Raw genomic sequence first — 20,714 nt, forward strand, 5'->3', positions numbered from 1 at the left:
CGCCTCATTCACTGCTCCACCGCGGGGAGGAAGAAAAGATCATGGGCGTCACGCTCGCCAAGGGAGGCAATGTCTCCCTTTCCAAGGCCGCTCCGAACCTCACACAGGTGCTCGTCGGACTCGGCTGGGACGCACGTTCCACCACCGGGGCCGACTTCGACCTCGACGCCAGCGCTCTGCTGTGCAAGGACGGCCGGGTGCTCGGCGACGAGTACTTCGTCTTCTACAACAACCTCACCAGCCCCGACGGCTCCGTCGAACACACCGGTGACAACCTCACCGGCGAGGGTGACGGCGACGACGAGTCCCTGCTCATCGACCTCTCCAAGGTGCCGATGACCGTGGACAAGATCGTCTTCCCGGTGTCCATCCACGATGCGGACAACCGCGGCCAGACGTTCGGCCAGGTCAGCAACGCCTTCATCCGCGTCGTGAACCAGGCGGACGGTCAGGAACTGGCCCGCTACGACCTGAGCGAGGACGCCTCCAGCGAAACGGCCATGATCTTCGGCGAGGTCTACCGGTACGGCGGGGAGTGGAAGTTCCGTGCGGTTGGGCAGGGGTATGCGTCGGGTCTGCGAGGCATCGCTCTAGACTTCGGGGTCAACGTTTCTTAAAGCCCCGCACACGCGGGGGAGAGATGTACTCAACGAGGGGTAGCCAGTGGTTCTGAAAACCTTCGGCTGGTCGTTCGCGGTCACCGCGCTCGGCCTGGTCGCGGCGGTTCTCTACGGGGGGTGGACCGGCTTCGGAATCGTGGCGATCCTGTCCATCCTGGAGATCTCGCTGTCCTTCGACAACGCGGTGGTCAACGCCGGGATCCTGAAGAAGATGAATGCCTTCTGGCAGAAGATCTTCCTCACGATCGGCGTGCTCATCGCCGTGTTCGGCATGCGGCTGGTCTTCCCCGTCGTCATCGTGGCCGTCAGTGCCAAGATCGGGCCCATCGAGGCCGTCGACCTGGCGATGACCGACAAGGACATGTACAAGCAGCTGGTGACCGACGCCCACCCGTCGATCGCCGCCTTCGGCGGCATGTTCCTGCTGATGATCTTCCTGGACTTCATCTTCGAGGACCGGGACATCAAGTGGCTCGCCTGGCTGGAGCGTCCGCTCGCCAAGCTCGGCAAGGTGGACATGCTGTCGGTCTGCATCGCGCTGATCGTCCTGCTGATCACGTCGATGACCTTCGCCGTCAACGCCCACCAGCACGGCGGTGCGCACGTCAACAAGGCCGAGACCGTCCTGATCTCCGGCATCGCCGGTCTGATCACCTATCTGATCGTCGGCGGGCTCTCCAGCTTCTTCGAGAACAAGCTGGAGGAGGACGAGGAGCGCGAGCACGAGGCCGAGGAAGAGGCCAAGCGCACGGGCAAGAAGAACACCGGCATGGCCCTCGCGGGCAAGGCCGCCTTCTTCATGTTCCTCTACCTGGAGGTCCTCGACGCGTCGTTCTCCTTCGACGGCGTGATCGGTGCCTTCGCCGTCACCAACGACATCGTCCTCATGGCGCTCGGCCTCGGCATCGGCGCGATGTACGTGCGTTCGCTGACGGTCTACCTGGTCCGTCAGGGAACCCTCGACGACTACGTCTACCTGGAGCACGGCGCGCACTACGCGATCGGCGCCCTCGCCGTGATCCTGCTCGTCACCATCCAGTACGAGATCCACGAGGTCATCACGGGTGGCGTCGGTGTCCTCCTGATCGCCTGGTCCTTCTGGTCCTCGGTACGCCGCAACAAGCGGATCGAGGCGGAGGGCGGAAGCAAACCCAGTGAGCAGAACGAAGTCGCCTCCGGAGTCTGACCCGTCCTTACGGGGCCGATTCCGGGGTGTGACCCGGTCTGTATTGAGGAACGCTCTGAACGGGGCGGCCACGCACGGTGCGAGCCGGCGGGGCCGCCCCTTTTGGGGTGCAGCGGGGCGAAGCGACATCGTGGGGAGGACCGCATGGCCGTCTGGGACCGGATCAGCAGCCTGTGGAAGGGCAACGAGGCGCAGTTCGACTCGGGCAGCGCCGCGACCAACTCCATCGAGCTCACCAAGCGGCACCCGGTGGTCTCGCTGACCAAGCAGGGCGCGGACAGCGGCAGTCTGCGGGTGAACCTCTCCTGGCGCATGCGCACCTCCGACATCGGCGGCCGGCAGAAGGACAGCGGCAGCTTCCTCACCCGCCCCCTGCGGTTCTTCCAGCCCGACGTCGTCCAGGCCCACACCCAGGGCGTCGTCAACGTCGACCTGGACCTCGGCTGCCTGTACGAGCTGAAGGACGGCGCCAAGGGCGTGGTGCAGCCGCTCGGCGGCTTCTTCGGCGACATGAACGCCCCGCCGTACGTGAAGCTCAGCGGCGACGACCGGTTCGGCGCCCCCTCCGGCGAGACGATATTCATCAACCTCGACCACCGCGAGGAGATCGCCCGGCTGCTGGTCTTCGTCTACATCTACGACCAGACGCCCGCCTTCGACCGCACGCACGCGGTCGTCACGCTCTACCCGAGCAACGGGCCGCGCATCGAGATCGAACTCGACGAACGCGCCCCGCAGGCCCGCTCCTGCGCCGTCCTCAGCATCGAGAACGCCAAGGAGGGCCTGGTCGTGCGCCGCGAGGTGAAGTTCGTCTACGGCTTCCAGGCCGAACTCGACCGGCTCTACGGGTGGGGCCTCCAGTGGGGCCGCGGCTACAAGACGAAGGCGTAGACCGGGCCGGCCGAGGTACGACCGGACGCAGGCGTGGGCCGGGCCGGGTGGTGGACCGGGCCCGGCAAACGGCCTGCCCCGCCCGGCCCGGAAGGGGTGTCAGGCGCGAATGAACTGCGGGCCCTGCGGCGGCAGCCGGAAGTTCGGGTCCGGCGCGTGCGCGGCGGCCGGAGCGGGCTGCGGGTAGCCGTACGCGGGCCGGGCCGACGCCGGCTGCGGATAGCCGTAGGCGGGCTCCGCCGGGGCCGCGGGCGGAGCGGACGGAGGGTAGCCGTAGGCGGGCTGCGCGGGCGGCGGCTGCACCGGCTGCACGGGAACCTGACCCTGCGCGGGAGCGGGGAACGGCGGCGAGGGCGGCGGCACGGTGGTCGTCACCGCGGAGGGATCGGTCGTCGGCCGGGCCGCGGCGGCCTGCGCCGGTTCCTCCCCGGCGGGCGCGGCGGTGCCCTCCTCCTCGCCCTCGTCGACGGAGATCCCGAACTCGGTGGCCAGCCCGATCAGCCCGGTCGGATAGCCCTGCCCGACCGCCCGGAACTTCCAGCCGTCCCCGCGCCGGTAGATCTCGCCGCAGATCACGGCGGTCTCCTCACCGGTCTCCGGCTTCACGTCGAACAGCGCGAGCGGCTCGCCCTCGGCGGCGCCGGGACCCGCGTCGTACACCAGGATCCGCAGGTCCCGCACGAGGTCGAGGGTGGCCGCACCGTTGTTGATCTCGAACGAGGCGGCGATCACCACCCGGTCCACGGAGGCGTCCAGCGACGTCAGGTCCGCGGCGATGGTGTCCGTCATTCCCTCGGCGACCCGCTTCAGGGCCAGCCGGCGCACCAGTCCCGACGGGTGCCGGGGCTGGTTGTAGAAGACGAAGTCCTCGTCGGAGCGCACCCGCCCCTGCGAGCCCAGAAGCAGTGCGGAGGCGTCCACGCTGGGGACGCCGGGGCCGGGGGTCCAGCGGAGCACGGCCCGGACGGCCGTGGCGGCGAGCGGAACGTTCGCGCCCTTCAGCATCGCTTGCTTCATGCCCGTCATCCTGCCTTCCTCCGGGCCGTGCGGACAACGCGGGGGGCCGGTTCCCGTACGGTCATGAGCGGAGCCGCGTGGACCCGGTTACCTGGAATTCACGTACAAGGGGAACTTCTGCCACCCGCTCCTACGTACTATTACCGGCCATAACCAGCCACGGATCCGCGCCCTCCGGGGCGGCCACGGTGCCGTGCCGAACCCACACCAGGCAGTCCAGAGCAGCAAACGGGGAAACCACATGCGTCATTTCGGGCATATCCCGGCCGCTCTGCGTCAGCGGCTGTTCCACCAGGAACCCTGCGAGTTCGACGCGGGCTCCCCGGCGCCGCTGCTCGCGGCCGCGCTCGGCGCCACCCTCTACAGCCCCGCCACCCGGCCCCGCCTCGCCGACGACGTGCTCAAACAGGCCGGCCGCGGTGTGGTCTCCATGGTTTTGTGCCTGGAGGACTCCATAGACGACGCCGAGGTCACGGGCGCCGAGGAGAACCTCGTGCGGCAGTTCGCAGCCCTCGCCGAGCGCACCCGGGGCGCCACCGGGCTCACCGGGCGGGGAACGGGCGCCACGGACGGACCGCCCGCCCCGCCGATACCGCTGCTCTTCGTCCGGGTGCGGGAACCGGAGCAGATACCCGACCTGGTGCGCCGGTTCGGCGACTCGGTCCGCTTGTTGTCCGGATTCGTACTTCCGAAGTTCACCGAGGAGCGTGGCGTCCCCTTCCTGGAGGCCCTCGCCGAGGCCGAGGCCAGGAGCGGACAGCGGCTCTTCGCGATGCCGGTCCTGGAGTCCCCGGAGCTGCTGCACCTGGAAACAAGGGCCGAAACCCTGGCCGGAATCGCCCGCACCGTCGACAAGTACCGCGACCGGGTGCTCGCCCTGCGCCTGGGCGTCACCGACTTCTGCTCCGCGTACGGACTGCGCAGGGCGCCCGACATGACGGCGTACGACGTCCAGATCGTGGCTGGCGCCATCGGCGACGTCGTCAACGTCCTCGGCCGCTCGGACGGCACCGGCTTCACCATCACCGGCCCGGTCTGGGAGTACTTCAAGGTCCAGGAGCGGATGTTCAAGCCGCAGCTGCGCCGCAGCCCCTTCCTGGAGGGCCGGGCCGAGGAACTGCGCACCGCCCTCATCGAGCACGACATGGACGGCCTGCTGCGCGAGATCGGCCTCGACCGGGCCAACGGCCTCCAGGGCAAGACCTGCATCCACCCCTCGCACGTGCTGCCCGTGCACGTGCTTTCGGTGGTCAGCCACGAGGAGTTCAGCGACGCCCGGGACATCCTCCAGCCGGACCGGGACGGGGGCGGCGTGCTGCGCTCGGCCTACACCAACAAGATGAACGAGGTGAAGCCGCACCGTGCCTGGGCGGAACGCACCCTGCTGCGCGCCGAGGCCTTCGGAGTGGCGCGGGAGGACATCGGCTTCGTGGAACTCCTGACGACCGGCCTCACCGGCCTCACGGACTGACCCGTCCCATCGGATCGGCCCGTGGATCAAGACTGATCCGTGGAACAAGGAAGAGAGAGCAACGACGTGGTGTGGTCCGGCAGCTGGGTGGCAGAACGCCTGGGCGTGGAACTCGTCGGCCCCGCAGGAGGCGACGACGGCGCGGGGGTGAACGCGGGTGCGGACGCGACCGTGGGCGCGGGCGGCAACGCGACCGCGGGTCCGGGGGCCGAGGAAGGCGAGACGCTGACCGACCTGCTGGGCCTCGCCCTGCGCCGCAACCCCAAGCGTGCCCACCTCCTCGTCTCCCACATCCTCGGCAAGCACGTCCCGCAGAAGCCCTCGCTGGTGTACGGCGCCGGACTCGCACTGGGCCGCCGGGTGCGGGAACTCCTGGGCGAGCGCGAGGCCGCCCGCGCGCTCGTCCTCGGCTACGCCGAGACCGCAACCGGCCTCGGCCACTCCGTCGCCGACGGTCTCGCCCTCGCCCCGTACCTCCACTCGACACGGCGGCCGGTCGCCGGGGTCGCGGCGGCAGGCGGGTTCGAGGAGGCCCACTCCCACGCCACCTCGCACCTGATCCTCCCCGAGAACCCCGAACTGCTCTCCGGTGACGGCCCGTTGGTGCTCGTCGACGACGAGTTCTCGACCGGCAACACCGTCCTGAACACCATCCGCGACCTGCACGCCCGCCACCCCCGCCGGTGGTACGTCGTCGTCGCCCTGGTCGACATGCGCTCCCCCCGGGACCAGGGCCGCCTCGCCGACTTCGCCACCGAGATCGGCGCCCGGGTCGACCTGATCGCCCGCGCCCGTGGCACCGTCCGCCTCCCCGAAGACGTCCTGGAACGGGGCCGGCGCCTGGTGGCGGAGGAGGAGGCCAAACAGGAGCGGGGGCCCGAGCAGGAGCAGGGTCAGCAGCAGGGGCAGCCGCAGCAGCGGGGGCAGGGCCGAGGGCCGGGGCAGGAGCAGGGGAGTCCGCAGCGGCCGGTGCCCGGGGCGGAGGCCGTGCGGCTGGAGCTGTCCTGGCCCGAGGGGCTCCCCGACGGCGGGCGCCACGGGTTCCTGCCCGCGCACCGGGCCCGACTGGAGGAAGCCCTCCCCACCATGGCCGCCAGGATCGACGACGCGTTGTCCGGCCTCGGTGCCGGCGCCCGCGTACTGGTCCTCGGCTTCGAGGAACTGATGTACGCGCCGCTGCGGCTCGGCGAGGCCCTGGAGGGGCGGACCGGCGCGGACGTCCGCTACTCCACCACCACCCGCTCGCCCGTCCTCGCCGTGGACGACCCGGGCTACGCGATTCGCACCCGGCTGGTCTTCCCCGCCCACGACGACCCCGCCGACGGCCCCGGCGAGCGCTATGCCTACAACGTCGCCGGAGCGGGCTTCGACGCGGTGGTCGTCGTGGTCGACTCGGTCGCCGACACCCCCGGACTGCACGCTCCCGACGGCCTCCTGGCGCGCCTGCGCGCGCACACGGACCGGGTACTGCTCGTGGTCCTCCCCTCGTACGTCCCTCGCACCACCCCGCAAGCGCTGGAGCAGTCCGTGCCCGAACCCCGTCCCGAGACCCTCGTGCCGCCCGTCCCGTCGGTCCTCCCCGAGCCCCTCAGGGGGCCCTCCTTCTCCTCCTACGCGCCGCAGGACGTCGGCTGGCTCCTCCAGGACCTCTCCGACGTGTCCCTGGAAGCGCCCACGGAGGAGCGCGAGGAGGCGATCCAGGCGGGCGGCGCACACTACGCGGAGTCGCTGCCGGTCGAGTACCAGCCGACCGCCGAGTACCAGGAGCTGTTCCGCTCGGCGCTGGAGGAGTCCGCCGCCCGGATCGCGCAGGCCGTCGGCACCGTCACCGAGACCGTGCTCGCCGAACGCTCGCCGCGCCCCGTCCTGGTCTCGCTCGCCAGGGCCGGCACCCCCGTCGGCGTACTGATGCGGCGCTGGGCGCAGCACCGGCACGGGCTCGACCTCCCGCACTACGCCGTGTCCATCGTCCGGGGCCGCGGCATCGACGCCAACGCCCTGCGGTGGCTCGCCGCCCACCACGACCCGGCGGACGTCGTCTTCGTCGACGGCTGGACCGGCAAGGGCGCCATCACCCGCGAACTCGCCGACGCGATAACCGAGTTCCACCGGACCGAGAACGCCCGCCGCGCCGAGGGTGTCGACCTGACCGGCGGCGCCGACGGGGTCGCGCGGGCCGACGGTGCCGACGACACCCCCCGGCGCTTCGACCCGGAGATCGCGGTCCTCGCCGACCCCGGTTCCTGCGTGCGCACCTTCGGCACCCGGGAGGACTTCCTCATCCCGTCCGCGTGCCTCAACTCCACGGTCTCCGGACTGATCTCGCGCACCGTGCTCCGGTCCGACCTGGTCGGCCCCAACGACTTCCACGGCGGGAAGTTCTACCGCGAACTCGCGGACACCGATGTCTCCCAGCTGTTCCTCGACACGGTCGCCGCCCGCTTCGACGAGGTGACCGAGGCCGTCGACGCCGAGGTCAAGACCCTCCAGGGCCGGGACCGCACCCCCACCTGGGAGGGCTGGGCCGCCGTGGAGCGCATCAGCGAGGACTACGGCATCCATGACGTCAACCTCGTCAAGCCCGGAGTCGGCGAGACCACCCGCGTCCTGCTGCGGCGCGTCCCCTGGAAGATCCTCGCCCGGCGCGGCGCCGGCGCGGACCTCGGCCACGTCCGCCTCCTGGCGGAACAGCGCGGCGTGCCCATCGAGGAGGTCGACAACCTCCCGTACACCTGCGTCGGACTCATCCACCCCCGCTTCACCCGGGGTGCCACCGGCGCCGACGGCAAGGCGGTCGACACCAAGTGAGCACCACCCCGCACCCCGTGAGCGGCCCCGTCCTGGTCGCCAGCGACCTCGACCGCACCCTGATCTACTCGTCCGCCGCGCTCGGGCTGCGCATGCCCGACGCGGAGGCGCCGCGCCTGCTGTGCGTCGAGGTGTACGACGGCAAGCCGCTCTCCTACGTCACGGAGACCGCCGCCGGACTCCTGACCGAGCTGGCGGACAGCACCCCGGGCACGCTCTTCGTACCCACCACGACCCGTACCCGGGAGCAGTACCACCGCATCCATCTCCCGGGACCCGCACCCGAGTTCGCGATCTGCGCCAACGGCGGGCACCTGCTCGTGAACGGGGTGTCCGACCCCCACTGGCAGGAGCAGGTCGCCCGGCGGCTCGCCGAGGAGTGCGCCCCGCTCGCCGAGATCCGCGCCCACCTGGCACGCACGGCCGACCCCGGCTGGCTGCTGAAGGACCGGGTCGCCGAGGACCTCTTCGCCTACCTGGTCGTCGAGCGCACCCTGCTCCCGGACGGCTGGGTCAAGCAACTCGCGGAATGGGCCGCACCGCGCGGCTGGAACGTCTCCCTCCAGGGCCGCAAGATCTACGTCGTGCCCGACCCGCTCACCAAGAGCGCCGCCGTCCGCGAGGTGGCCCGGCGGACCGGTGCCACACTCACCCTCGCCGCGGGAGACTCCCTCCTCGACGCGGACCTGCTGCGGGCGGCCGACCTCGGCTGGCGCCCCGGCCACGGCGAACTCGCCGACAGCGGGTGGAGCGCCCCGGGGATCACCGCCCTGCCCGAGAGCGGGATCGCCGCCGGGGAGGAGATCCTGCGGCAGTTCATTCGCGCGGCAGACCGGAGCCTGCCCGCTCGGTGACGGCCGGCCCGGGGTCCGTCCGCTCCAGGCGCCTGCGCCCCTTGCCCTTCCTGGCCACCCGCGCCACGACGAAGGCCACCACCGCGAGTCCCGCCACGCCCAGCACCACCTTCGAGTACACCGAGACATAACCCGTCACCTCCTCCCAGTTGTCGCCCAGCAGATATCCGGCAAGCACGAACAGGGTGTTCCACACCGCGCTGCCCAGCGTGGTGAGCCCGAGGAACACCGGTATCGACATCCGCTCGATCCCCGCGGGCACCGATATGAGGCTGCGGAAGATCGGAATCATCCGGCCGAACAGCACCGCCTTCGTCCCGTGCTTCGCGAACCAGGCCTCGGTCCGCTCGATGTCCGACACCTTCACCAGCGGCAGCTTCGCCGCTATCGCCACCGTCCTCTCCCGCCCGAGGAGCGCGCCCACCCCGTACAGCGCGAGCGCGCCGATCACCGAGCCGGCCGTGGTCCACAGCAGGGCGGCCCACAGATCCATCCGCCCCGTCCCCGCCGCGAACCCGGCGAGGGGGAGGATCACTTCGCTCGGGAGCGGGGGAAAGAGGTTCTCCAGGGCGATGGCGAGGCCGGCGCCCGGCGCCCCCATGGTGTCCATGAGGGTGTTGATCCACTGAGGTGCGCTGCTTTCGATCATGCATTCCACGCTAGGGAACCGAGGCTGAAGGCACACTGAAGAAGACCGCAGGATCGACTGCGGTGCACCGCAGGAAAAGACTGCGGTTTTCCGCAATGTGCGAAGCGCCCCGGCCGGGCTACGTTCTGATCATGAAAACGTTGGTGCGAAGGGGAGTTGAGCTCGCGGCGGGGCTGGCGCTGGGCGCCTGCACGGCACTGGTGGAGCTGGCCCTCACCCTGGTCTCCGGAGCGGCCCTGCTGCCGGTCCTCGGCTGGCCGCGGGGACGGAACGCGGTGCTGCGTCCCCTGCGGGCGGTGGCGGTACGGCTGACCGCGGTGGAGCGGACCCGCCTCGCGGTGCTGCTCAACACCCGGGTCTCCGCCGGGTACGACGGCACACAGGCGCTGCGGTACCTCGCCGTCCGCTGGATACCGGGTCTGCTGGGGGCCGTCGTCCTGGCGTACGTGGTGGTGGGGGCGGGCTTCGGCACCTTCTTCGCCTACGGCTGGCTGATCGAGGACATCGACCACCCGCTCACGGTCGCCTACTCCAGCGCCGCCGGGCTCCTGCTCTTCGTGCTCTCCTTCCAGGGCGTCTTCGGACTGGCCGTCCTGGAGGGAAGGATGGCCCGCCACTTCCTCGGCCCGAGCGGTTCCTCGGTCCTGGAGCACCGCATCGCCGAACTCGCCGCCAGCCGCGCAGGCGTCGTCGAGGCGGTGCAGGACGAACGGCGGCGCATCGAGCGGGACCTGCACGACGGCGTGCAGCAACGGCTGGTCGCCCTCGGCATGCTGATCGGGCGTGCCCGCCGCAGCCAGGACCCCGAGCACGCCCGCCAACTGCTGCTCCAGGCGCACGAAGAGAGCCGACGGGCCCTGGACGAACTGCGCGACGTCGCCTGGCGGGTCCACCCGACAGTGCTCGACGAGGCGGGGCTGCGGGCCGCCGTGGAGACCGTCGTGGCACGCGTCCAGGTACCGGTTCTGGTGCACTACGAGGGATTCGAGACCGAACCGCCGCCGGCCGCCGCGGGCGTCGCCTACTTCGTGATCGCCGAGTCCGTCACCAACGCCGTCAAGCACGCCGCCGCCACCAGGCTCCGGCTCCAACTGGACTGGCGCGGCGGCCTCCTGAGGGTCGGCGTGGAGGACGACGGAGTGGGCGGCGCCGACCCGGCCGGGGGAGGGCTGATAGGACTCGGCAGGCGAGTAGCGGCCCTCGACGGCAGGTTCGGGGTCGACAGCCCGCCCGGCGGACCCACCACCATCACCGCGGAGATCCCATGCGCGTAATCCTGGCCGAGGACTCGATTCTGCTGAGGGAGGGACTGGTGCGGCTGCTCGCCGAGGAGGGGCACGAGGTCGTCGCGGCCGTCGGTGACGCCGAGGCGCTGCTGGCAGCCGTGGCGAAGACCCCTCCCGACGTGGTCGTCGCGGACGTCCGGATGCCGCCCACCCACACCGACGAGGGGCTGCGCGCCGTCCTCGACATCCGGGGCAGCCACCCCGGAGTCGGCGTACTGGTCCTCTCCCAGTACGTCGAGAAGCGATACGCCACCGAACTGCTCACCGACGACTCGGGCGGTGTCGGCTACCTCCTGAAGGACCGGGTGGTCCAGGTCGACGAGTTCCTGGACGCACTGGACCGGGTGGCGGCGGGACAGGCGGCCTTCGACGAGGAGGTCGTCCGGCAGCTGGTGCGGCGTTCCAACGGCAGCGACCCGTTGTCCAAGCTCAGCGAGCGTGAGCGGGAAGTGCTCGGCGAGATGGCCCAGGGGCACAGCAACCCCTCGGTCGCCAAGCGGCTGCACATCTCCCTGAGCGCCGTGGAGAAGCACGCCAACGCGATCTTCGAGAAGCTCGGGCTGAACCAGAGCAGCGGCTACAGCCGCCGCGTGCTGGCGGTCCTCAGATACCTGGGGAGCAGCGAATGAGCACCTGGCGGCGACCCACAGGGGGCGCCCGGTTCTAGCCGCAGCATCCGCCGCCGCAGCAGCCGCCACCGCCACCCGACGGGGCGGCGGACGAGGCGGAGGCGCTGCCGCCCACGGCCACGGCCGAGAGCAGCTTGACCGTGTCCGGGTGACCGGCCGGGCAGACGGCGGGGGCGCCGGACTCCGCCATGGGACGGGTCAGTTCGAAAGTGGCGTCGCAGGGACGGCAGCGGTACTCGTAACGGGGCATGGCACCAGGTTAGGCGGTGCGGCTAGGCTCCCGCGCCCCGCTCCTCGCGGATGTCCGAGACGACCCTGGCGACCGTGTTGCGCACCGCTTCGGTCTCCGTGAGGAAGTGCCAGTAGTCGGGGTGGCGGCCCTCCAGCGCGGCGATGGCGCGCTCCAGGCGGGCCACCGCGTCGTCCAGTGGACGGGCATGGCGGGGGTCGGGAGTGTTGCGTCCCGCCATCGCGAGCCGCTGGGCGTCGCGGATCGCGAAGCGGGTGCGCTGTATCTCCTGCTCCGGGTCCTTGGACACGGCGTTGAGGCGCTGCAGCCGGTCGCCGGCGGCGGAGACCGCCTCGTCGGTGCCGTTCAGCAGCGCGCGTACCGTGCTCAGCAGGGAGGTCGCGTCCGGCCAGCGCTGTTCGTCGCGCGCCTTGGAGGCCTCCTTGAGGCGCTGCTCGGCCAGCGTCACGTTCTCCCTGGCCTGCGCCGGTACCTGCTGGAGGTCCTGCCAGCACGCGGCGGTGAAGCGCCGCCGCAGCTCGCTCAGTACCGGATCGACCTTGCCGGCCCGCGTGGTGAGGGCCTGTGCGCGGGTGCGGAGCGACACCAGCCGCTTGTCGATCTCCGCCGCCCGCTCCGGCAGCCGCGCCGCCTCGGCGCGCACCGCCTCCGCGTCGCGCTGTACGTGTTCGGCGCGGGCCAGTGTCTCGGGCACCCCGTGCTGTCCGGCGCCCTGGTTCAGCTTGGTCAGCTCCGGGCCCAGTGCGGCGAGCCGGGAGGCGAGGTCGTCCGCCCGCAGCCCCGCCGCCCGTACCGCGTCGAGCGCGTTGCTCGCGGCGAGCAGCGACTGCCGGGCCCGCTCCACCGCCGGGGCCAGCCGGGCCAGCTGTGTCTCCGCCTTGTCCAGCAGCGGTCCGAGCCCCTGCTGGAACCTCTCCAGCTCGGACTTGACGCGTACCAGCTCGTCCTTGGCCTTGTTGAGCTCGGCCCGTGCGCGCGAGGCGTCACCCGCGTCCAGGTCGTCGCGGTCCAGGTCGTGGGCGTCGACGGCGGTGATGTAGGTGTGGCTGACCTCGTCGATGCGCTGTCCCAGCGAGGCGAACTGCTGCGCCGTGCGCTGCGCCCCGGGGGAACTGTCCACCGCGGTGATCGTCTCGATGGAGATCCGCAGGTCCCGCTGTGCCGTGTCCAGCTCGTAGAAGGCCGCGGCGGCCGCGTCCTTCGCCGCCTGGGCGTCCGCCCGCGCGCTCTCGCTGCGACCGCCGAACCAGCGCCGGGTGCCCCCGCCCGCGAAGGACAGGGGAAGCGCGGCGGCGGCCAGTGCGATCAGCGGGAGCGGCAGCAGGGCCAGTGCCAGCACGTCACGGACGGCGCCGGCCTCCGCGCGGCGGGCAGCGCCCTGGCCCCCGCGGCGGCCGGGCTCCGGACGGGGATCCGGTTCCGGACGGCGTTCTGCCCGACGGCTTACTCGCTGCGTGTGCTGCGCGTGTGTCGCCGTCACATCCCTCTCCCGTGCTGTGTCCGCCCTGCCTGGTTCATTGTCCCACCAGGTAAGGACGAACACACGGCCCGGTTAGTTCGCGCTTCGGAGGGTGACTTCGCCGTTGTCGGTCCGGGCCTTCACGAGGTGGGCGCTGTTGTCGGACTTGGGCACGTCCACCGTCACCTTGCCGTTCTGGGTGCTGGTCTCGACCTTGTACGTCGATTTCGGCAGGGTGAGCCGGACGGCGCCGTTGTTGCTGCTGGTGTCCACCAGGTCGGGGGTGGCGGTGAAGCCCAGCGCGATCTCGCCGTTGTCGGACCGCGCGGTCACCGACTTCGTTCCGATGCCCTCGCCCTTGATCGCACCGTTGTTGCTCTCCAGGTCGAGCTTGCCGCTCACGTTCTTGAGGTTGATCGCACCGTTGTCGGAGTTGATCTTCAGGTCGGTGTCGAAGTCCGAGGCGTGCACGCTGCCGTTGTCGTCCTCGACCGTCACCGAGACGCCGCGCGGCACCTTCACGGAGTACTTGCCCTGGCAGTTCGACGACAGGCCCTCGCACTTCACGAGGAGCTTGAGGGTGTCGCCGTTCAGGTCCCACACGGGGTCGGGCCCGTTCCCGAGGAACACCCAGCCGTCCACCTGCCGCTCGACCTCGATGCCCTTGACGTCGGCGGGCACCAGGTCGAGGCGGGAGTTGTCGCCCTTGATGGTCAGCGACTTCCCGCTGTAGGAGAAGGACTTCTTCTCCACGGGGGCGTCCGAGACGTCCGCCCCGCCGCAGCCGGACACCGCGAGCGCGAGGAGCGCAGCCCCGCCTGCGGCGAGAAGGGTGCGGGTGGTGGTTGCTGTCCGGACTGCCATGGTGAAGGTCCCCCTGCTGCGTGCGGTCGGTGTTTCCCCAACCCTAGGAACCGGGCGGAGCCGGAGCGATCCGGCCGTCCACCGGATCGGGGGTAGGGGTAACCCCCGGTCGGGCTCCGCCGGCCGTTCGCCGGAACGGGCCGCCCGCCCTGTTCTGACCAGCCCGTCCACCGGATCGGGATTGCGGAGCATCCCCTGCGGCCATGTACGCTGTTGCCTCGTGCCCGGGCGCGTAGCTCAGGGGTAGAGCGCCGCCCTTACAAGGCGGATGTCGGCGGTTCGAAACCGTCCGCGCCCACCGGGAAAAACCGTCGAAGGCCCTGACCGTGCGAGAGATCGTGCGGCCGGGGCCTTCGGCGTTCCCCGTGCGGCGGGCCGTTGTCAGTGGGGCTGGCTACCGTGGTGGTATGTGCCGCAGCATCAAGACGCTTCGTCCGCCCGCCATCCCCGAAGAGGCCACCGAGGAGGAGATCGCCGCCGCCGCGTTGCAGTACGTACGGAAGATCTCCGGCTTCCGCGCGCCCGCCGCGCACAACCGGGCCGTCTTCGATCAGGCCGTGGGGGAGGTGGCCGAGGCGACCGCCAAGCTGTTGGCGGGGCTGGAAGTACGGGGGCGCCGCACCACGTAGGCCGCCAGAGCGCCCGCCACGAACAGGGCCAGCACCGACAGGCCGGTGCTCAGCCAGCTCGCGCCCAGCCACTGGCCGCCGAAGTAGCCGAGCCCCACGCTGTAGACCGCCCAGGCGACGCCCGCCAGGGCCGACCACGGGACGAACTCCTTCGCCGCGCGGTGGGCCGCGCCCGCGCCCAGCGAGACCACGGAGCGGCCGGCCGGTGCGAAGCGGGCGATCACGACGAGGATGCCGCCGCCCCGGCTCAGCGCGGTGCCGAGACGTTCCTGCGCGGCGGTCAGGCGGCGCGAGCGGGCGATGGCGGCGTCCAGCCGGGCACCACCGCGCCAGGCGAGCCGGTAGGCCGCCAGGTCGCCCAGGAGAGAGGCGGCGGCCGCGCACAGGGCGAGCAGCAGCAGATCGGGAAGGTCCTGGGCGAACGAGTCCGGGACATTGGCGTTGGTCGCACCCGCGGCTGCCGCGGTGGAAGCGGTGATCACCAGAACACCGCTCGGCAGTATCGGCAGGAACACGTCCAGCACGATCGAGACGCCGATCACGGCATAGATCCATGGGCCGCCGGTCAGCGACCCAAGACTCTCCAGCACTGCGGACTCCCCGGGGGCAGGAACAACGCCGCGACGTCGCATGGGGAGCGGCAGGGGCGGCTTAACAGCGTTCCACACTACGCCCGGCGGGGAGGCTTTCCGGCCCTGGGGCGGGTGATGTCGGGGAGATCACGTCGCGGAGCGTGACGGCCGTCACGGGAGCCTGGGGCGGGCTCCGCGGCCGTGGACGCGGGCCGGTGCGCCCGGGGTGCCCGGTCCGCCGAGCGGGAGCGGTCCGAACACCCCGACGCGTCGGTCGAGTTGCCGCATCAGGCAGCGGCGGCGGTCGCCCGCTGCTCCTCCGGGCGTGCGTCGGACTGGGTGCGGCGGCCGGCCAGCAGCCCGTCCAGGGCAGCGGCGCCCGGACCGGTGAAGATCAGCAGCAGGAACGCCCAGCAGAACATCGCCGAGGCCTCGCCGCCGTTCTGCATCGGCCACAGGGCCTCCGGCTGGTGCATGACGAAGTACGCGTACGCCATCGACCCGGAGGCGACGAACGCCGCCGTCCTGGTGAACAGGCCGAGCGCGACCAGCACCCCGCCGACCAGCTGGATCACCGCCGCGTACCAGCCCGGCCAGGAGCCGACGGGTGCGGTCGCGCCGGTGCCGCCCGCGCCGCCCAGCACGCCGAAGAGCGTGGCGGCGCCGTGGCAGGCGAAGAGCAGCCCGGTGACGAAGCGGAACAGGGCGAGCGCGTACGGCCTGGATTCCGTCAGCCGTGCGGAGAGAGCGCTGGGTGTGGAGGGAGCGGTCATGAGCGGGGGACTCCTTCGGTCGGCCTTCTAGGCCTCGCGGGCGGTGGGGACGTCGTGCGGACGCAGCCCGAAGGGGACTTGCGATTCCCAGGAGGTTAGGTAAGCCTCAGTGTGCTTGCAAGTTCAACATTCCGTTCATGGCCGATTATCGCCCCCAAGTGGCGCTTCTCTTGCGCCAGTTGCCTCCTTTGTGTCAGTCGTGTGTCAGATTTGTGGTCATCGCCGTGGTCAGCCGTGCCGGGCCGCTCTCCTGTGCGCCGCCGCGTACCCGTTGTGCCTGCTCAAGCCGCAGCTGTGCGGTCCGCCCGCGCAGCGTCAGGGTCATCAGCTGATTCCCGAACCAGGGGCCGCCGGTCCGCCGCCAGCGCAGCACCGGGCGCTCCAGCCGGCCGTGCTTCGCCAGCCGTCGGCCCAGCCGCCGCCCGGTCGCGCTCCAGCCGAAACGGAACCCGAGCTTGATCGACCACGGGATGCCGTTGTGCACCGGCGAACAGGTCAGCTGGAAGACCCGGGCGGTGTCCGGCGCCGCGTCCTGCGGCCAGTGGGTGGGCTCGGCGACGTACGCGTGATGGACGTCCCCCGACAGCACGCACACCGTCGCCGGGGCGCCCGGCCCGCTGCCCGCCTCGGCGATCAGCCGGGCGAGCCGCTCGAAGGAGGCCGGGAAGGCCGCCCAGTGCTCCAGGTCCGAGCGTCTGCGCAGGTCCTCGGCGAACCGGGCCCAGCGCCCGCCCCGTACCCCCGAGGCCAGCGCCGCGTTCCACCCCTCGGCGTCGTGGATCAGCGGCGGCATCAGCCACGGCAGCGAGGTGCCGATCAGCAGGTGGTCGTACGGGCGGGAGTCGTCCAGCGCCTGGGCGGCGAGCCAGCGTGCCTCGTCCTCGTCGAGCATCGCCCGCGCGCCCTCCTCCAGCACCCGCGCCGCCCTGGTGTCCACCATCAGCAGCCGTACGCCGCCGAAGTCGCGCCGGTAGCTCCAGCGCACGCACGCCGGGTCAAGGTCCGCGCGGGCCGCGAACCCGCGCAGCGCGTCCGTGCCGTCCGGGGTGGCGCGCACCGCCGCGTACAGGTCGTCGGCCGCCAGCTCGGCGGGGGAGAGGTTGCCCAGGTGCTGGTAGACCCAGTACGACATGAGCCCGCTGAGGATGCGCTCGCGCCACCACGGGGTGGCCCGCATGTCGGCGACCCAGGCGGCGCTGGTGTTCCAGTCGTCGATCACGTCGTGGTCGTCGAAGATCATGCAGGTGGGCACCGTGGACAGCAGCCAGCGCACCTCCGGGTCCAGCCAGGACTCGTAGTAGAGGCGGGTGTACTCCTCGTAGTCCGCGACCTCCACGCCCGGCGGTTCGCGCAGATCGCGGCGCGCGGCCAGCCAGCGGCGGGTGGCCTTGGATATCTCGTCCGCGTAGACCTGGTCGCCGAGGAGCAGGATCACGTCCGGCCGCTCGCCGCCCGGGTCCCCGGCGATGCGCGCGGAGAGGGTGTCGAGCGCGTCGGGGCCCGCCGGGTCCTTCTCGCCCTCCGCGGGCGCCGCCCACCGGCACGAACCGAAGGTGATCCGGGCCGTGCCCGCGCCCGGCACCGGGGTGTCGATGGTGCTCGGAGGAAAGGCGGAGTCGGCCGGCGGCCACACCGGGCTGCCGCCGAGCCGCACCTCGTACGGCGTCGAGGTGCCCGGACGCAGGCCCGTCACCGGGACCAGCGCGTAGTGGTGGCCCGATATCTGGAAGGTCTCCGCGGTGCCCCCGCCGCCGCCCTCGCAGACGACCTCCGCGGTGCAGGGCCGGTCCGTCTCCACCCAGACGGTCGCGGCGTCGCCGGTCTCCCAGTCGACGTACCTCAGTACTGGTCCCAGGCGCAGCCCGGTCATGTGTCCTCCTCCGTCGTCCCCCGTGCGGGGCCAGCCCGTACGGTACGGAACGACGGAGGAGAACGGGGAAGTTCCTTGCGTCAACCGGCGGTTGACCTCGGAGGTGTTCCCCTCGCCGCGGTCAGCAGTTCTTGAGCACGCCGTCCAGTGCGGTCTTCTCCGCCTGGTCGACGGTCAGCTTCCAGTAGTGCTTCACATGCACCCACATCTGGGCGTACGTGCACTTGTACGCGGTCCGCGACGGCAGCCACTCCGCCGGGTCCTTGTCGCTCTTGGCCTGGTTCACGTTGTCGGTGACGGCGATCAGCTGCGGGCGGGTCAGGTCGTTGGCGAACGACTGGCGCTGCGCGGTCGTCCAGTCCTTCGCGCCCGAACGCCATGCCTCGGCGAGCGGCACCATGTGGTCGATGTCGAGATCGGAGGCCGCGGTCCAGGTGGCGCCGTCGTACTCGGAGTACCAGCTGCCCTTGACCGCCGCGCAACTGCCGTCCTGCTCGACGTTCTTGCCGTCCCGCTTCAGGACGACCTCGCGGGTGTTGCAGGCGCCGGACTGGGTGATCCAGTGCGGGAACTTCTCCCGGCTGTAGCCGTCCGAGCTGCCCTCCGCCTGCACCTTCAGTGCGGCGAGGTAGGTCCGGGCGGTGGCGGCGTCGACCGGCGGGGGCGGCGAGGCGGCGGCGGTGGGGCTGGTGGCCAGGAAGCCGGTGACCGCGAGGGCGGCGGCTCCGCCCGCGACCGCGAGGCGACGCGCGTAGAACTTCGCGGAGCGGGTGGCGACATGACGTGACATGCGAACTCCCGTGATGTGGGGGGAAGTTGAACCACGCGTCCCGTCAACTCCCGCGCGGCCCGGCAATCGTGGCGACGCCGGGTTTCCGGGAGGCGTGCGCCAGGTAACAGCGTGGCGACATGGGCACGTCATATCAAGGCATTCACCGGATCCGACGATCCGACACCGACCGGACACCGGAAGGGGATTGTCCGGGGCCGCTGCCTAGGGTGGGCCCGTGCTGCTCCCCGTCAGCCCCGCCCTGGGCGCCGTCCTCGCCGTGCTCCTCGCCCTCGCCGTCACCGTCGCCGCCTGGGCCCGGCTGTCCGCCGACTCGACCCGCGGGCAGGGCAGGCGGGTCGCGGTCGCCGGGGTGCGCGCCGCCGTCCAGCTCGCCGTCGTGGCCCTGGCCATCGGCTGGGTGGCCCGCTCCGGCTGGCTGCTGCTCGCGTTCCTGCTGCTGATGTACGGGGTCGCGGTACGCACCGCGGGCCGCCGCGTCACCGCAAACGCGACCTGGTGGTGGGCGGCGGTGCCGATCGGTGCCGGAGTGCTGCCGGTGGTCGCCGCCCTGCTGCTCACCGGGCTCGTCCCGCCGCGCGGCATCACCCTCGTGCCCGTCACCGGCATCCTCATCGGCGGGGCGCTCACCGCGACCGTGCTCGGCGGGCGGCGCGCGCTGGACGAGCTGGAGGTGCGGCGCGGCGAGGTGGAGGCGGGCCTCGCGCTGGGCCTGGGCGACCGGGACGCGCGGCTGGAGGTGGCCAGGCCGGCCGCCTCGGACGCGCTGCTGCCGGGCCTGGACCAGACCCGGACGGTGGGCCTGGTCACCCTGCCGGGCGCGTTCGTCGGCATGCTGCTGGGCGGGGCCTCGCCGCTGATGGCGGGGGCGGTGCAGCTGTTCGTGCTGGTGGCGCTGCTCGCCGTGCAGACGGTGGCGGTGGCGGGAGTGCTGGAACTGGTGGGACGGGGACTGCTGCACCGGGACTGAGGGACGGGCGGGGCGCGGGAGTGCCGAGGAGGAGGGGACGGGCGGGGCGCGGGAGTGCCCGGGAGGTGTGCTCGTACGTTTGTCCCGTACCCTGTACGGAGCACTGAAGGGGAGTAGCTCTTCGCCGGACCGTCGACATACTGCTGAGCACGCTCAGCCGGCGCCCGGAGGCGGGTGGGAACTCACAGGGTTCCGTCCGCCAGCGAGACCTTCGGCCGCAGTTGTACTCGGATGTTTTCGATGCCGCTGCCGTGCCGAAGCGACCCCGGAAACAGGCAGGTCTCTCGGTTCGGACAGCCCGACCGATTGAGGAAACCCCATTCCATGATCAGCTTCACCATCATGGCCATCACCTTCGGGACCGTGTTCCTGGCCGAACTCCCCGACAAGACGGCCCTCGCCGGCCTGATGCTCGGCACCCGCTACCGCGCGAGCTACGTCTTCGTGGGTGTCGCCGCCGCCTTCCTCGTCCACGTCTGCATCGCCATCGCGGCGGGCAGTGTGCTGACCCTGCTGCCGCAGTGGATCGTGCAGACGGTGGTGGGCGTGCTGTTCCTGGTGGGAGCGCTGGTGCTCCTGTTCAAGAAGGGTGACGACGACGAGGAGATCAAGCCGCCGAAGGACCAGTCCTTCTGGAAGGTCTCCGGCGCGGGCTTCATGCTCATCCTGGTCGCCGAGTTCGGCGACATCACGCAGATCATGACGGCGACCCTGGCCGCCCGCTACGACAACCCCGTCTCGGTCGGCATCGGCGCCGTGCTCGCGCTGTGGGCGGTCGCCGGACTGGGCATCGTCGGCGGGCAGGCGCTGATGAAGCGGGTTCCGCTGCGGCTGATCACCAAGGTGGCGGCCTGTCTGATGCTGGCCCTGGCCGCGTTCAGCCTGTACGAGGCCATCGCGGGCTGAGCCGGGCTCTCGCGCGCAGGCGGGCGCGGACCTCCGCGGACGCACGACCGCAGGGGTACGCGAACGAAGAAGAACCCAGGGGTGCGCGAACAAGGAAGAACAACGAAGAGGGGGGGGGGGCGGCCCGGGGGGGGGGGGGGGCCCCCCGGGGGGGGGGGGGGGGGGGGGGGGGGGGGGGGGGGGGGTGGGGGGGGGGGGGGGGGGGGCGGGGGGGGGGCGT

21 protein-coding genes and 1 tRNA gene are annotated in these 20,714 nt (G+C 71.5%); 12 read left to right on the forward strand and 10 right to left on the reverse strand.

Going from position 1 to position 20,714, the window contains the following annotated elements; translation table 11 throughout:
• Nucleotides 1-41: 41 nt before the first annotated feature.
• The 3 genes from ACFYVL_RS19280 (at nucleotide 42) to ACFYVL_RS19290 (ending at nucleotide 2,697) form a co-directional block, all read left to right on the forward strand.
• Nucleotides 42-617, forward strand: coding sequence for a TerD family protein (locus ACFYVL_RS19280; protein ID WP_389246220.1), 576 nt, complete (start codon nucleotides 42-44; stop codon nucleotides 615-617).
• A gap of 46 nt (nucleotides 618-663) precedes the next feature.
• Nucleotides 664-1,806: a DUF475 domain-containing protein gene (locus ACFYVL_RS19285; RefSeq protein ID WP_389246222.1), complete on the forward strand. Its 1,143-nt coding sequence runs from the start codon at nucleotides 664-666 to the stop codon at nucleotides 1,804-1,806.
• 144 nt (nucleotides 1,807-1,950) lie between these two features.
• A complete protein-coding gene (locus ACFYVL_RS19290) occupies nucleotides 1,951-2,697 on the forward strand; it encodes a Tellurium resistance (RefSeq protein WP_389246224.1) in 747 nt (248 codons plus the stop codon).
• Nucleotides 2,698-2,796: 99 nt separating this feature from the next.
• Here the strand turns inward: ACFYVL_RS19290 and ACFYVL_RS19295 are convergent, their stop codons facing one another.
• Nucleotides 2,797-3,714 (reverse strand): TerD family protein, encoded by a 918-nt coding sequence (locus tag ACFYVL_RS19295; RefSeq protein ID WP_389246225.1) that lies wholly within the window; start codon nucleotides 3,712-3,714, stop codon nucleotides 2,797-2,799.
• A 241-nt stretch (nucleotides 3,715-3,955) separates the two neighbouring features.
• On the opposite strand from ACFYVL_RS19295, the gene ACFYVL_RS19300 reads away from it, so the two are divergent.
• From ACFYVL_RS19300 to ACFYVL_RS19310, 3 genes are read left to right on the forward strand one after another with little or no spacing between them, the layout of a single operon-like run.
• The gene (locus ACFYVL_RS19300) at nucleotides 3,956-5,185 is read left to right on the forward strand and encodes an HpcH/HpaI aldolase/citrate lyase family protein (protein ID WP_389246227.1); all 1,230 of its coding nucleotides are present in this window, start codon (nucleotides 3,956-3,958) and stop codon (nucleotides 5,183-5,185) included.
• Nucleotides 5,186-5,224: 39 nt separating this feature from the next.
• Entirely contained in the window at nucleotides 5,225-7,993 is a 2,769-nt protein-coding gene (locus tag ACFYVL_RS19305) for a phosphoribosyltransferase (protein ID WP_389246229.1), read from the forward strand.
• Entirely contained in the window at nucleotides 7,990-8,847 is an 858-nt protein-coding gene (locus ACFYVL_RS19310) for an HAD family hydrolase (protein ID WP_389246230.1), read from the forward strand. The genes ACFYVL_RS19305 and ACFYVL_RS19310 overlap by 4 nt, the downstream gene beginning before the upstream one ends.
• Here the strand turns inward: ACFYVL_RS19310 and ACFYVL_RS19315 are convergent.
• On the reverse strand, nucleotides 8,810-9,496 hold the full coding sequence (locus ACFYVL_RS19315; RefSeq protein ID WP_389246232.1) for a DedA family protein: 687 nt from the start codon (nucleotides 9,494-9,496) through the stop codon (nucleotides 8,810-8,812). The two genes, ACFYVL_RS19310 and ACFYVL_RS19315, sit on opposite strands and share 38 nt — an antisense overlap.
• 131 nt (nucleotides 9,497-9,627) lie before the next feature.
• Between ACFYVL_RS19315 and ACFYVL_RS19320 the strand changes: the two genes are divergently transcribed.
• The gene (locus ACFYVL_RS19320) at nucleotides 9,628-10,770 is read left to right on the forward strand and encodes a sensor histidine kinase (RefSeq protein WP_389246234.1); all 1,143 of its coding nucleotides are present in this window, start codon (nucleotides 9,628-9,630) and stop codon (nucleotides 10,768-10,770) included.
• Complete coding sequence (locus ACFYVL_RS19325; RefSeq protein ID WP_389246236.1) at nucleotides 10,761-11,411, forward strand: response regulator; 651 nt, start codon at nucleotides 10,761-10,763, stop codon at nucleotides 11,409-11,411. Before ACFYVL_RS19320 ends, ACFYVL_RS19325 begins: the two co-directional genes overlap by 10 nt.
• A 34-nt stretch (nucleotides 11,412-11,445) precedes the next feature.
• Here the strand turns inward: ACFYVL_RS19325 and ACFYVL_RS19330 are convergent, their stop codons facing one another.
• From ACFYVL_RS19330 to ACFYVL_RS19340, 3 genes are all read right to left on the reverse strand, one after another.
• The gene (locus ACFYVL_RS19330; RefSeq protein ID WP_389246239.1) at nucleotides 11,446-11,661 is read right to left on the reverse strand and encodes a zinc ribbon domain-containing protein; all 216 of its coding nucleotides are present in this window, start codon (nucleotides 11,659-11,661) and stop codon (nucleotides 11,446-11,448) included.
• A gap of 22 nt (nucleotides 11,662-11,683) precedes the next feature.
• Nucleotides 11,684-13,141 carry a hypothetical protein gene (locus ACFYVL_RS19335; protein ID WP_389246241.1) on the reverse strand — a complete coding sequence of 486 codons (1,458 nt, stop codon included), beginning with the start codon at nucleotides 13,139-13,141 and terminating at the stop codon, nucleotides 11,684-11,686.
• Nucleotides 13,142-13,213: 72 nt separating this feature from the next.
• Complete coding sequence (locus tag ACFYVL_RS19340) at nucleotides 13,214-13,984, reverse strand: DUF4097 family beta strand repeat-containing protein (RefSeq protein ID WP_389246243.1); 771 nt, start codon at nucleotides 13,982-13,984, stop codon at nucleotides 13,214-13,216.
• A gap of 226 nt (nucleotides 13,985-14,210) precedes the next feature.
• Between ACFYVL_RS19340 and ACFYVL_RS19345 the strand changes: the two genes are divergently transcribed.
• Together ACFYVL_RS19345 and ACFYVL_RS19350 are read left to right on the forward strand one after the other, a co-directional pair.
• Nucleotides 14,211-14,282, forward strand: a tRNA-Val gene (locus ACFYVL_RS19345).
• A gap of 109 nt (nucleotides 14,283-14,391) precedes the next feature.
• On the forward strand, nucleotides 14,392-14,613 hold the full coding sequence (locus ACFYVL_RS19350; protein ID WP_389246245.1) for a DUF2277 domain-containing protein: 222 nt from the start codon (nucleotides 14,392-14,394) through the stop codon (nucleotides 14,611-14,613).
• Here the strand turns inward: ACFYVL_RS19350 and ACFYVL_RS19355 are convergent.
• The 4 genes from ACFYVL_RS19355 to ACFYVL_RS19370 all read right to left on the reverse strand — a co-directional run bounded on the left by ACFYVL_RS19355 (nucleotide 14,535) and on the right by ACFYVL_RS19370 (nucleotide 18,618).
• Nucleotides 14,535-15,203, reverse strand: a complete 669-nt coding sequence (locus ACFYVL_RS19355) for a DedA family protein (RefSeq protein WP_389246247.1) — start codon at nucleotides 15,201-15,203, stop codon at nucleotides 14,535-14,537. The genes ACFYVL_RS19350 and ACFYVL_RS19355 overlap by 79 nt on opposite strands.
• A gap of 269 nt (nucleotides 15,204-15,472) precedes the next feature.
• Nucleotides 15,473-15,958, reverse strand: coding sequence for a DoxX family protein (locus ACFYVL_RS19360; protein WP_389246249.1), 486 nt, complete (start codon nucleotides 15,956-15,958; stop codon nucleotides 15,473-15,475).
• A 193-nt stretch (nucleotides 15,959-16,151) separates the two neighbouring features.
• Nucleotides 16,152-17,828 carry an alkaline phosphatase D family protein gene (locus tag ACFYVL_RS19365; RefSeq protein ID WP_389246251.1) on the reverse strand — a complete coding sequence of 559 codons (1,677 nt, stop codon included), beginning with the start codon at nucleotides 17,826-17,828 and terminating at the stop codon, nucleotides 16,152-16,154.
• Nucleotides 17,829-17,949: 121 nt separating this feature from the next.
• On the reverse strand, nucleotides 17,950-18,618 hold the full coding sequence (locus ACFYVL_RS19370) for an HNH endonuclease family protein (protein WP_389246253.1): 669 nt from the start codon (nucleotides 18,616-18,618) through the stop codon (nucleotides 17,950-17,952).
• Nucleotides 18,619-18,835: 217 nt separating this feature from the next.
• On the opposite strand from ACFYVL_RS19370, the gene ACFYVL_RS19375 reads away from it, so the two are divergent.
• Entirely contained in the window at nucleotides 18,836-19,588 is a 753-nt protein-coding gene (locus tag ACFYVL_RS19375; RefSeq protein WP_389246255.1) for an ABC transporter permease, read from the forward strand.
• 182 nt (nucleotides 19,589-19,770) lie between these two features.
• Here the strand turns inward: ACFYVL_RS19375 and ACFYVL_RS19380 are convergent, their stop codons facing one another.
• Entirely contained in the window at nucleotides 19,771-19,932 is a 162-nt protein-coding gene (locus ACFYVL_RS19380) for a hypothetical protein (protein WP_389246257.1), read from the reverse strand.
• Here ACFYVL_RS19380 and ACFYVL_RS19385 point away from each other — a divergent pair.
• Nucleotides 19,913-20,494 (forward strand): TMEM165/GDT1 family protein, encoded by a 582-nt coding sequence (locus tag ACFYVL_RS19385; RefSeq protein ID WP_389246259.1) that lies wholly within the window; start codon nucleotides 19,913-19,915, stop codon nucleotides 20,492-20,494. The genes ACFYVL_RS19380 and ACFYVL_RS19385 overlap by 20 nt on opposite strands.
• Nucleotides 20,495-20,714: the final 220 nt, after the last annotated feature.

The organism is Streptomyces sp. NPDC004111, assembly GCF_042874215.1.
GTDB lineage: Bacteria > Actinomycetota > Actinomycetes > Streptomycetales > Streptomycetaceae > Streptomyces.